The sequence below is a fragment of the Flavonifractor plautii ATCC 29863 genome (assembly GCF_000239295.1).
GTDB classification, from domain to species: domain Bacteria; phylum Bacillota; class Clostridia; order Oscillospirales; family Oscillospiraceae; genus Flavonifractor; species Flavonifractor plautii.
This window is the reverse complement of the sequence record NZ_JH417667.1, coordinates 1-11,994: the sequence shown is the minus strand read 5'-3', so window position 1 is coordinate 11,994 and position 11,994 is coordinate 1. Positions and strand designations below refer to the sequence as shown.

Sequence of the window (11,994 nt, the reverse complement as noted above, 5' to 3'; positions counted from 1 at the left end):
TGGCCACAGTGATGATCGTCTTGTTCTTCAGCTCGCTCATGGTTTTGCCTCCTCCTACAAATTTACTAATTTACTTCCGCAATTTTCGTGCCAATTTTATATATTCCTTATAGATTTCCCGGAATCTACTGAGCCGCAAGGAATTATAGCGGTACAGGAGAAGGAGGAGAGAGAAGGGCCTGGTGAAAATAATCACCAGGCCCTTCTCTCTCCTCCCTATACAACCCTTGTACTTTATCCACATGTAGACCAGAAAACTTGGGCAAGTTATGCTGATTATAGAAATTTAAAAATGTTATATTCCTTGAGTCGGAAAAAATTCACCATAGTGGTCAAAAAAATCACCGTTTTGCGGAGCTAATCCCCAGTCTCTTACATTTTTTTACAAGAGTAGAATGCTCTACCCCCAGGCTGGCCGCCGCCTTGCGAAGGGAACCAGTCCGCTCCAGAGCTCCGAGGATCAATTCACGTTCAAAGGTCTGTAGTTGAGTTTTGAGGCTGGCCCTTTGAGGGCCAGCCTCCGGTACCGCGGTACCGGAAAAATTCAGCGCCGACGCAACCTGGCAGCCACCAATTTCACCCACACTGTCGGTAACCACCAGCCGCTCCACCAGATTTTCCAGCTCTCTGATGTTGCCAGGCCAGTCATACTTGGCTAACTCTGCCACGGCGTTTGGGGAGAGTTCGGTCTCTTTTCCGTATTTACGCCGATACAGCTCACAGAAGTGCCTGGCCAGTACCGGAATGTCCTCCCGACGCTCCCGAAGGGGCTTGAGTTCGATAGGCACCACACTGAGCCGATAGTACAAATCCTCCCGGAACCTCCCCTGCCGCACCTGTGTCAGCAATTCCTTATTGGTGGCTGCAATCACCCGGATATCCAAATCTATCGTCTTGCTGCCACCCAGACGCACCAGGCTGCGCTCCTGAAGTACCCGGAGCAGCTTGGCCTGGAGTGCCATGGGCATATCCCCAACCTCATCCAAAAGAAGAACTCCGGTATTGGCCAACTCGAACATGCCCGCTTTTCCGGTTCGTTTGGCCCCCGTAAAGGCCCCCTCCTCATATCCGAATAGTTCAGACTCCAACAGTTCAGCAGGGATAGCGGCACAGTTGAGTTTGATAAAGGGTTTGCCGCACCGGTCGCTGTTCTGATAAATCTCGTTGGCGATGAGTTCCTTACCCGTACCAGATTCCCCCGTGATAAGTACCGTGACATCCGTCGGCGCAACTTTCCGCACAATTTCCATCACTTCCCGCATGGCCGCGCTGTGGTAGATCGTCTGCTTATCGCCCGCCTGCTGGCTGCGGAGATAGGCCAGTTCCTGAACTGCTTTTTCCTGCTTTTCCTCCAAAGCCAATAGTTGAGCCTCCAGCCGCTTCAGCTCCGGGAAGTCCCGTGTGTTGGTTACTACCAGCCTGATATTCTTCTCCTCGTCAAACACCGGCGTCCCTGTCACCAGTACTTCTTTATTCAAACGATGAATTGTGGCCACAGAGTTGATTCTCTTGCCTTGAGCCAGCACGCGTTCTGTTACAGAGCCGGTATAAAGAATTCCCTCCGCCTCAATTTCCGATACCTTCCGCCCCAACAGCTCCTCCGGGAGGATTCCAGTTGTACGGGTATAGGCCTTGTTAATGAACAGAATGGTACCCGTACCGTCGGTGATGTGTATCCCGTCGTAAAGGTTTTCACAGATACTTTTATAGTCCCCGCTTTCCAGTTCTGTCAGATGAACAACGCCTTTTCCTGATTGCATGGCCACCTACCCTTTCCGCTAATCACCGCATTATCTAGGTATATTATTATATCATACTTTTAAATTGTGCGAAATGCATGAAACCATAATCACTATTTAAAAAAGCATTGGTTTGCTCTAAATGTCTGACAAATACATTATGGGGGTGACAGCAAAGGCAGGGAATCCTGCTGTTCGCCTGCTTTCAAAAGAGAGCCCCGCAGTTCACCTTGCTGAAATAGCACTGCTTCCGCTTGCACAGGCGCGTTTGAACCTGGTCAAATAGCGCCTTGTCAATAACCAGCCGCAATGCGCACCAGCCCGCCACAGGCTGCTTTGTGGACGGATGGGTACCGCTCTGCATCTTTCTTGGCCGTCTTTGATGCGGACTTCTGTCCTATCGCAGCTACATGAACTCCTCCGCAATCCAGAGATAGAGGACGTTCCGCCCTGTTACCCATCCGATATCCGCACACCTTATCTGGTAGCCGCGCACCACCAACACCAAGTCACATCCGGGGCTGCCGCAGTAGTTCACGCCGGCACACACGGCCTCCCGCCCCCTTACGCTGTGGTTGTGGGTGGAGCGGTTTACCCGCTCGCCGGTCAGCTTGGAGGCGGCAGTCATCAGATCCCGGTATTCCGGCCTCTGGGCCAAGCCGCAGGTCATGCGCGCGCTGTTTAGGTTGGACCGAAGAATGGTGGTGTCCACCGGTGGACACCACCATTCTTCCTAAATAAATACACCTGTATGTTCAGGTTTAAGAGCTCCCGGGCTTCGTCAGGGGTGGCGGCCTGCTTGCCGTACTCCTCGATGACCCGCTTTGCCCGCTCCACAAACCGGACGTTGCTCTTAGCCGGTACGTTCCTGATATACATCACATTGTCCACCATGCCCACCCGTCTGTTTTCCGTCCCGCAGCCGGGTTTTACAGCTTTGCTCTCCTCCGCTATTGCACTTTCGGAACAAGCACACCTGCTTGTACCCCCTTCTTGTTGCATCCCCGCATCATCGCAGTGTTAGGTGGGAGGTTTATTCCTAAAAATCAAGCAAAATTGTTGGCATCTGACTTGCAGTTTATATTCAAAGAACCAATCCCACCACACCTTGAGAGGAGTTATTCTGTATGAATCATGTTGCAATCGTATCCGCCTGCCGCACCCCCATCGGCACCATCGGCGGTCAGTTCAAGACCCTGACCGCCCTGGACCTGTCCATCCCGGTGATGCAGGCTCTGATCCAGCGCTCCGGCGTGGACCCCGCCCTCATCGACGATGTGATCTGGGGCTGCAACTACCAGCGCACCTATTTGGAGAACAACCTGGCCCGCGTGGCCGCCATCAAGGCCGGCCTCCCCGACACGGTGCCCGGAATCACCGTCCACCGCAACTGCACCTCCTCCATGTCCTCCATTCAGTTGGGCTTCTATCAGATCATGGCCGGGGAGGCCAAGTGCATTATGGCCGGCGGTGCCGACTGCATGAGCGCCGCTCCCTTTATGGTGTTTGACGCCCGCTACGGCAAGAAGTACGGCCACATGGAGCTGCGGGATTCCATGTGGGACTCCCTGACCAACCTGGGCGTGGGCCCCTCTATGGGCATCACTGCCGAAAACGTGGCCGATGCCTACGGGGTTACCCGGGAGGACATGGATCAGTATGCCCTCCGCTCCCAGCAGCGTGCCGCCGCCGCCATTGACGCAGGCAAATTCGAGGAGGAGATCATCCCCATCACCGTCCATGGCAAGAGGGAGAACACCGTCATTACTACCGACGAGCACGTCCGCCGGGACACCACCCTGGAGAAGCTGGCTAAGCTGAAGCCCACCTTTAAGGCCGACGGCCGGGTCACCGCCGGCAACGCCTCCGGCATGAACGATGCCTCCTCCGGCGTTCTGCTAATGGAGGAGGAGCTTTCCAAAAAGCTGGGACTGCCCATCCTGGCCCGCGTAGTCGCTGTGGCCACCACCGGCGTTTCCCCCGACCTGATGGGCATCGGCCCCATCAGCGCCACCCAGAAGGTGCTGGAGAAGGCTGGCCTCACCGTGTCCGATATCGACCTCTTCGAGATCAACGAAGCCTTTGCTGCCCAGTGTGTGGCCTGCCAGCGCACCCTGGGCATCGACGAGGACAAGCTGAACGTCAACGGCGGCGGCATTTCTCTGGGCCACCCTGTGGGCGCCACCGGCAGCCGTCTGGTGGTCACCCTGCTCTACGAGTTGAAACGCCGGGGCGGCAAATACGGCCTGGCCACCCTGTGCGCCGGAGGCGGCATGGGTACCGCCGTGCTTATCAAGATGGCCTGACTGTGATACTTCCATGAAAAACTTTACCTTTTCCTTTCCCACCCAGGTAATCTTCGGCCGGGATGCGGAAACCCATGCCGGGGCGCTCTCTGCCCCCTTTGGTCCCAACGTCATGTTGCTTTACGGCAGCGATCGCATCCGCCGCAGCGGCCTGCTGGGCAGACTCACCGCCGATTTGGAGGCTCACGGCCTTACGGTCACCCTCTTTGGCGGTATTCAGGAAAACCCGGCCCTTTCCACTGCGGAGGAAGGCCGGCGGCTGGCCAAGGAAAAAAAGATCACCCTGCTGCTGGCCGTGGGCGGCGGCAGTGTGATCGACACCGCGAAGGCCATAAGCCTGGGTGCCAAAAACAGCGTCCCCCTATGGGAACTATACAGCGGCAAAGCCCAAACTCAGCGGGCCCTGCCCATCGGCGTGGTGCTCACCACCGCCGCTACCGCCAGTGAGGCCAACGGGGTCTCTGTCCTCTGCCACGATGTCCTCCACGAAAAGGCGGCCCTGGACGAGCCTCTGACCCGCCCCCGCTTCGCACTGATGAATCCAGTCCTCACCTATACACTACCGCCCCGACAGACCGCCTCCTGCGCGGTAGATATCTTTTCTCACGCTTTTGAGCGGTATTTCCACAAGGGGCAGCAGGGCACCCTCCGCAGCCAGATGTGTGCGGCGGTGATGCGCACTGTGATTACAGAGCTGCCCCGGGCGCTGGCTCACCCCGACAGCTATGATGCCCGCAGCCAACTGATGTGGGCCTCCACCGTGGCCCACAGTAATATGCTGGGGTTTGAGGGGGACTTTGCCTGTCACGCCCTCTCTCATGTGTTTACCACCGAGCTGGGCCTGCCCCACGGTGCGGCCCTGGGTATCCTGATGACCGCATGGTGCAAGTATATGCTCACCGATGAAACCGAGGCCATTGCCGACTTCTGCACCCTGGTTTGGCAGGTCCCCTCCTGTCCCAGCCAGATTCAAACCGCCCAAAACGGCATCTCCGCGTTTCAGGACTTCCTCTGCTCGTCAGGCCTTCCGGTTACACTTCGGGAGGCTGGTTTGTGCGACGTTTCCATTGAGCACCTGGCGCGGCTGGCTTTGCCCGATATGGCAGGAACGCTGGGCGGCAACTTCCGGGCCTTGGACTACGGCGCGGTAGTCAGCCTCCTACAGTTGGCCCGGGGATAGCTGTTGCAAAGCAAAAATGCCTGTTGCCGCCGTGCAACGGATGCGTAGCTATCCTTCTGTCCAGGGCCTTTCTATCATGTAATTTTATCGTATTTTATTGGCATCAACTTTGCTCTTAACCTATTTGTTGAACGAAATGGAGAGAGAGGAGGCAAGTCTTGCCGCCAGCGCAAGCCGGTACAACAGAGCCAAGGCTGACCATCTACAGTACAAAAGAGGAGTGAGTAACCTATGAGTAAAAAGAGTTCCCAAATCGCCAGTGAAAATATGAGCATGAAGTTCTCCAAAGGCTGGGGCATCATCCTGTACCAGGCCCTGATGTTCTTCTTTCTGATCGGCTTTTCCATTGACGGCCTGAACATCGTAGCTCCCGCCTTCGCCGAGTCCACCGGCATCGCCTACGACCAGGTGCTGGGCGTGGCTACCTGGGCCGGCATGATCGGTGTTGTGGCCTATATTCTTATCGCCCGCATCAACGTATCCGTGGGCCCCCGGCTGCTGTCCGGCGTCTGCCTGATCGGCGCCGGCCTGTCCTACATTTTTCTGGGGCACAGCACCACCCTGACCACCTACTTCATTGCCCTGACCCTGGTAACCTGCTTTATCAACGGCGCAGCCTACATCGCCGGCAACACCCTGATTGCCCAGTGGTTCCCCAAGAAGAAGGGTCTGGCCAACGGCTTCACCACCATGGGCCATAACTGCGGCTCCGCCTTCTATGTGCCTCTGATTTCCTTCACCATCGGCGCTTTCGGCTTTGCCAACGGCATGAGCTACGTGGCGGTGGGGGCCATCGTGCTGGGCATCATCGGCCTGGTTCTTGTCCGCAACACCCCCCAGGAGTGCGGCATGTATCCTGACAACGTGACCCGCGAGGTCTATGAGCGGGAGTACTTCCAGGGCAACAGCGAGGACAACGGCGGCTGGACTGCCGGTAAGCTGCTGAAAACCAAGGAGCTGTGGCTGTGCGCCCTCATCATCGGCATCAACCAGCTGGTGACCACCGGCGTCATGAGCCAACTGGTGGTCCGCAATACCAGCTTGGGCTTCTCTCAGGAGGCCGCTGTGGGCCTGATGACGGTGTGCGCCATCATCGGCGTGTGCGGTTCCTACCTCTTCGGCGCCATTGACCAGAAGTTCGGCGTCAAAAAGGCCATTATCCTCTTCCTGATCTGGTACTGCATCGCCTTGGCCATCAACTGTACTGACACCACAATCGGTGTGTATGTGTCTGTAGCTATGATCGGCATTGCCGTGGGCGCCGCCGCCAACTTCATCGTGTCCCTGCCCGCCTCTGTGTTCGGCCGCCATGGCTTCACCATGGTCAACTCTGTGTTCTTCCCCCTGATGCAGATTGTGCTCATGACCAACTACCAGGTTAACGCCTTCGCCATCCGGGTCACCGGCAGCCTGCGGGGCGCCTACATCTTCTACATCGGCCTGCTTGTGGTCAACATGATCCTTACCGCCATCATCCATCCCACCAGGTACAACAAGGACGTGGCTACCGAGCAGGAGCTGATGAAGTAATCCGTTCCCCGCCTATTTCAATCTCTCTCTAAGCAGCAAGGGCCGCCGGAATAATCGGGCGGCCCTTGCTGCTTTCTATTTGAATCAGCTTCTGCGGTTTTCGTAGTCAATCCCATACTGCTTGATCTTGCGGCAGATGGTAGAGGCGTTAATATTCAGCTTGCGGCTGGCCTCCCGTAGATTGGACGATTCCTTCAGCACCTGCTCCAGCAGCTTTTTCTCAAATCCAGCCACTGCGGTGTTGAAGTCCAGGTCCTCCGGCGGCAGCTCCTCCGGCTCCTCTTCCTGTGCACACTCCACAATTGCGGGCGCTGCCGGCTGTGGCCCCAGGTTCTCCTCCGGCACGTTCAGCAGACCTCTCAGCACATCGTCCTCAATGCGGCCGATACCGGAACTGCACAGGATCAGGTACTCCATCACGTTCTCCAGTTCCCGGATGTTGCCCGGCCACTGATAGCGTTTCATATAGTCGATCTGCCATTCCGTCAGGCAAAAGGTCCGGTCATATTTTTTGGTAAAGCGATGAATAAAGTGCCGGCACAGCTCCTCAAAATCCTCTGTGCGCTGCCGCAGCGCCGGCACAGCAATGGGGATCACATTGAGCCGGTAGTAGAGGTCCTGGCGGAAACTCCCCTCCGCCACCTTCTTCTTTAGGTCTGCGTTGGTCAGTGCCAGAAAGCGGATATCCAGCTTGATGGGGCGGGTTCCGCCGATGCGGGTGATCTCCTGGGACTGGATGGCCCGCAACAGTTTTACCTGTAGGTCCATGGGCGTATCGCCAATCTCGTCCAGCATAAGTGTACCGTGGTTAGCGTACTCAAACAGGCCGACCTTGCCCTTGGTGTTGGCTCCGGTGAAGGCCCCCTTCTCATATCCAAAGAGCTCCGACTCCAGCAGATGTCCCGGGATTGAGGCACAGTTAATCTTTACATAGGGCTTGTTCTTCCGCAGGCTGCGGCGGTAGATCTCGTCCGCTACCACCTCCTTGCCCACGCCGGATTCGCCGGTGATGAGGACCGAGGCATCGGTGGGCGCCACCCGGTCCAGCAGAGTGTCGATCTGCTTCAAGGAGCCGTATTTCCCTATCATTCCCTCCGACAGATGCTTGTCTGAGTCCGTGGTGATGGTCTTGGGGTGGATGGCATTGATTTCCTTAACAAATGCCTCAAAATCCTCCTGCAACGAGCTGAGAGTCACGATGGGCCGGCTGCAAGCCACTACCTGGCGTAGGCTGCCGTCCTCCTTGAAGATGGGCGTCCCCACCACATAGCCCACCAACGGCTCCCCGGTCTTGTAAGTGGTGGAGAGCCGAAAGGCGCTCTTCCCACTCTCCAGCACACTGGTCACCGCGCCGCCGGTAAACAGTTTGTCCTTGCCAATCAGGCTACGGACATCCCGATTAAGCACGTCCTCCTCTGTAATCTCTGTGTTGCGGGTGTAGGCAGGGTTGATGTACAACACCGTCCCCTCCGCATCGGTAATCATGATGCTGTCATCCAGCCCGTCCACCACTTCTTTAAAATCAATGCCCCGGTCATGAAACGCCTTTAATCGGACGTCAATCTCCTCCAACTGTTCAATCAGTTCCGGTCGCTGGCTTTGCTCCATTACTGCTCTGAGAAGCCTCCGCACCTCTCGTATGGCCGAATACTGGTTCATTACGTTTCTCCTTTATCCATCTTTTCCATCGGTACAAAGGCGTTCAGAGGTTCAGCTCCCTGATTTCCGCGGTCCCCTCCCGCTGTACGCCACAGGCATAGCGATATTCCAGATAGCCAAAACCCAGAATCAGGCTGTAATACCGGACCAGTCCTCCACTGTCCTCACTCCCGTTATGAGTGGATCACAAGGATATGGGGCGCAGTGACAAAAAACATGACGCCGGGATTGCGGGCCCGGCTCTCACTCCAACTGCTTTTCCCAGTCGCTTTTGCTGATGCTGCCAGGGTAGAGCCGCCTGCTCTGCCATGCAGTGCTGACAGCCGCAGCAGCCATTCCCCACACACAACGCCGTCGGCCTTCTGCTTTATGGCCGGCAATCCCGATTCATCAAAATACAGGATCACTGAAGCTCAGGGCTGGATGCACCGGGCACAATAAACACACTTGTGCGAATCAACCTTAAAATGAAAGCCTTACATAGGCCCTCCTTGTGTTTCACTAATTTAACAGCATTACAACTCGTTTGTCAACGCTCCTCCAGAAAAATCACAGACAGGGACAGGATTCCACATAAAACCTATTTTAGGAACAAACAGAAACTTCTATATCTTTCTGCTTTTAACTACTTGTTTTCTCACCGGCGCTGCTGTTGCATATTTGCAATAACAGCGCCATTCACTGTCCCAATTTGATTCCATTTTGCAACGCCAGATTAAAATAAGCCGTTTGTAGCCTTGTTTAATGCTCAAATATTTGGCACGTCGTTTGCTTTATTCTTTTCGTAAGGACGCAGTAACCATAGACGCCCTGGATAACAAACAAAGAAATGAGGAAAGTGACATGGGCAATATCAAAGCAGTTTTTGTAGGCACCGGTATGATCGGCGCCGGCTTGGCTGCCAACGCCATGCTGAACGGTTATCAGACGGTTCTCTACGATGTGGTGCCTCATGAGAAAATGCGCCAGAACATCATCCATATCCTGGATATTCTAGTTGGGGCTGGCGCCGCCACCAGAGAGCAGGCCGATGCCGCACTAAATGCCTGTCATTTCTCGAATGATCTGGAGGATGCCGTGAAGGGCGCTAATTTCGTGCAGGAATGCATCCCCGAGCGGCTGGAATTGAAAAAATCCACCTATGCCACCATTCAGAAAGTCACGGGTCCCGACGCCATTATATGCAGCTCCACCTCCAAGCTCTTCCCCACCAAGCTCCAGGAGGGCTCCCTCTATCCCCAATCTATCTTGGTGGGCCACCCCTATAACCCCGCCTACCTGCTGCCTCTGATCGAGCTGTGCGGCGGTGAGCAGACCGCCCCCGAAGCCATTGAAAAGGCCAAGGAGATTTACACTGGCATGGGTAAGGTGGCCGTGGTGTGTAAAAAAGAGATCTACGGCTTTATTGTCAACCGCCTTTCCTGGGCCGCACTAGATGCCGCCAAGGAGTGCGTGCGGGACGGCGTATGCTCTGTGGAGGACATGGACAAGGCAATTATGTTCGGCCCCGGCATGCGTATGGCGGTCACCGGCCAGCTGCTCACTATCAGTCTGGGCGTGGAAGGCGGCTTCCGGGCCATTGCCGATAAATACGGCGAGGAGTCAACCCCCTGGAATGAGGTATACGCCCAAGGGGTTGACGAGGAGATCGCCAACCGGGATCCCTCCATTGGCAACACGGTCGACAGTGTGTGCAAATTCCGGGATTACGCCTTCGCCGAGCTGCTCAAGCTTCATAAGCTACTCTAAGTTTGTTTCAGCGCTGCAACAAGCAATTGTGTATTGTCCTATTTCTGCAACAACACGCCCCAAATCCCCCTGCAATTTAGCAAAAAGCGGCTCATTACACTTGGCATCAGCCTTGCATAATCCATTGATGGAAATAGAGATTACCAAGAACTGAAGGGAGAACTGAGTATGTCTGACAAGAAAGCGCTGGTTGCTCTGGCCAAAGAGGCCAGTATTCAGGACAGCGTCACCAAGGTCTTTGACCTGATGGGCGGCGTAACAAACATGATCAAGCCCGGCACCACTGTAATGCTCAAGCCCAACGCCGGCCACGCTTCCCCCGCCGATACTTCGGTCTGCACCAATCCCGAGGTCGTCCGCGCAGTCATCCGCGAAGTCAAGAAAGCCAATCCCAAGAGCATTGTTATTGCCGAGGCTGCCGCCATCGGCTGCGATACCATGGAATGCTATGAGGTCTCTGGCATAGCCGATGTGGCCCGCGAGGAGGGCGTGGAGCTCTACGATATTAAGGCCGACAAGGACCTGATCAATGTGGCTGTCCGCGGCTACCGCTCCAACCTCCATCATGTCAAGCTGCCCCGCCGCCTGCTGGAGGCCGATCATCTCATCAACCTGCCCATCCTGAAGGCGCACGCCAGCATGGTGTTCTCCTGCGCCCTGAAGAATATTAAGGGTGTGGTGCAGGATGCTGTACACCTGCAGATGCACCAGCAGAATCTGACCATGGCTATGATGGATGTGTGGAGCGTGTGCCGCGCCGATATCAACATCGTGGACGCCATCCGTCCCGCCAGCGGCTACTCCCCCCACACCCCCGTTCCCATTGAAGTGGGCTGCATCCTGGGGTCCTCCGATCCCGTGGCCGTGGACCTGATCGCCTGCGATCTGGTCGGCATCGACGCCGAGGCGGTGGACTACTTCCGGGTGGCGGCCGAGACCGGACTGGGTATCACCGAGCGGGAGAACATTGACGTTGTGGGCGCCACCGTCGCCGAATGCTATAAGAAAATGTGGGTTCCCTACATCGGTGATATGAGCACCCGTTGGCCCGAGTACAAGGTGCTGTGTGATGGCGCCTGCTCCAGCTGCCAGGCGTTGCTGGCCATCAACATGGAGACTCTGAAGGCCATCGGCGACTACGAGCGCCGCTCCGACTTCGTGGTTGTGGCCGGCGGAAAAAATGAATTGCCCGACGAGGTACCCGACGAGAAGCTGGTGCTCCACGGCAACTGTACCCGCAAATACCTGAAGAAGCACCCCAACGCCATCCACATCGAGGGCTGCCCCCCCTCTGAGCCTCTGCTGTATATGTCCATCAGCAACGGCGAGCTGGTCCACGGCAAGGGCGGCCAGATGAGCGAGTACATCCGTCCCCGTATGGCTGCCGACCAGCCCGTGTGGCGTAAGTACGTGGAGGAACAGGCTCAGAAGTTCTACGGCAGTCAGGAAGGTTGATATGGCTTTTCAATATGTGGACTACCCCCAGAAAATGAAGGACCTGCTGATGCAAATCTTTGACGATTCCTTCATGCAGGCCAATACCCGTTTCCAGTCCTTTGAGGGCTTTCGCTACTCCAGCGCTGTCTTTGTAAACTGGAATTCCGACTGTCTCATCTATGACGACGCGCTTTTGGACCGTTTCGTGCAGGAGAGCACCCGCTTTTCCACCTGGGATGAGATGATCCAGACCGCCACAGATCTTCATTTTCAGCCCGCCGTCTGTTCCTGATTTTGTTACAACTCAATTTTAATCATAAAGAAAAGGAGTCTTATACTATGGGCAAGACCGTACTTGTTGACCTGTCCCATCCCTTCGGCCGCGGCAATCCCC

At 55.9% G+C, this 11,994-nt stretch carries 11 protein-coding genes; 7 read left to right on the top strand and 4 right to left on the bottom strand.

Going from position 1 to position 11,994, the window contains the following annotated elements; all coding sequences use genetic code 11:
• The coding region (locus HMPREF0372_RS20305; protein WP_207635671.1) for a hypothetical protein at nt 1-361 on the top strand (361 nt) is incomplete at its 5' end.
• Here HMPREF0372_RS20305 and HMPREF0372_RS03565 read toward each other — a convergent pair.
• The 3 genes from HMPREF0372_RS03565 to HMPREF0372_RS21170 form a co-directional block, all read right to left on the bottom strand.
• Complete coding sequence (locus HMPREF0372_RS03565) at nt 342-1,760, bottom strand: sigma-54 interaction domain-containing protein (protein WP_007489045.1); 1,419 nt, start codon at nt 1,758-1,760, stop codon at nt 342-344. The genes HMPREF0372_RS20305 and HMPREF0372_RS03565 overlap by 20 nt on opposite strands.
• Before the next feature lie 385 nt (nt 1,761-2,145).
• Nucleotides 2,146-2,451, bottom strand: a complete 306-nt coding sequence (locus tag HMPREF0372_RS20255; RefSeq protein WP_163390276.1) for a hypothetical protein — start codon at nt 2,449-2,451, stop codon at nt 2,146-2,148.
• Nucleotides 2,421-2,633 (bottom strand): 3-keto-5-aminohexanoate cleavage protein, encoded by a 213-nt coding sequence (locus HMPREF0372_RS21170; RefSeq protein ID WP_007489042.1) that lies wholly within the window; start codon nt 2,631-2,633, stop codon nt 2,421-2,423. Before HMPREF0372_RS21170 ends, HMPREF0372_RS20255 begins: the two co-directional genes overlap by 31 nt.
• A gap of 233 nt (nt 2,634-2,866) precedes the next feature.
• Between HMPREF0372_RS21170 and HMPREF0372_RS03550 the strand changes: the two genes are divergently transcribed.
• The 3 genes from HMPREF0372_RS03550 (at nt 2,867) to HMPREF0372_RS03540 (ending at nt 6,755) form a co-directional block, all read left to right on the top strand.
• Entirely contained in the window at nt 2,867-4,045 is a 1,179-nt protein-coding gene (locus HMPREF0372_RS03550) for a thiolase family protein (protein ID WP_007489041.1), read from the top strand.
• Nucleotides 4,046-4,058: 13 nt separating this feature from the next.
• The gene (locus HMPREF0372_RS03545; RefSeq protein WP_007489039.1) at nt 4,059-5,225 is read left to right on the top strand and encodes an iron-containing alcohol dehydrogenase; all 1,167 of its coding nucleotides are present in this window, start codon (nt 4,059-4,061) and stop codon (nt 5,223-5,225) included.
• Between the two features lie 231 nt (nt 5,226-5,456).
• Entirely contained in the window at nt 5,457-6,755 is a 1,299-nt protein-coding gene (locus HMPREF0372_RS03540; protein ID WP_007489036.1) for an MFS transporter, read from the top strand.
• Nucleotides 6,756-6,839: 84 nt separating this feature from the next.
• Here the strand turns inward: HMPREF0372_RS03540 and HMPREF0372_RS03535 are convergent, their stop codons facing one another.
• Entirely contained in the window at nt 6,840-8,414 is a 1,575-nt protein-coding gene (locus HMPREF0372_RS03535; protein ID WP_007489035.1) for a sigma-54 interaction domain-containing protein, read from the bottom strand.
• An 843-nt stretch (nt 8,415-9,257) separates the two neighbouring features.
• On the opposite strand from HMPREF0372_RS03535, the gene HMPREF0372_RS03530 reads away from it, so the two are divergent.
• The 3 genes from HMPREF0372_RS03530 (at nt 9,258) to HMPREF0372_RS03520 (ending at nt 11,892) form a co-directional block, all read left to right on the top strand.
• Nucleotides 9,258-10,163, top strand: a complete 906-nt coding sequence (locus HMPREF0372_RS03530; RefSeq protein ID WP_039996612.1) for a 3-hydroxyacyl-CoA dehydrogenase family protein — start codon at nt 9,258-9,260, stop codon at nt 10,161-10,163.
• Nucleotides 10,164-10,331: 168 nt separating this feature from the next.
• Nucleotides 10,332-11,618, top strand: a complete 1,287-nt coding sequence (locus tag HMPREF0372_RS03525) for a DUF362 domain-containing protein (RefSeq protein ID WP_007489031.1) — start codon at nt 10,332-10,334, stop codon at nt 11,616-11,618.
• Nucleotide 11,619: 1 nt separating this feature from the next.
• Entirely contained in the window at nt 11,620-11,892 is a 273-nt protein-coding gene (locus HMPREF0372_RS03520) for a hypothetical protein (RefSeq protein WP_007489030.1), read from the top strand.
• Nucleotides 11,893-11,994 lie beyond the last annotated feature (102 nt).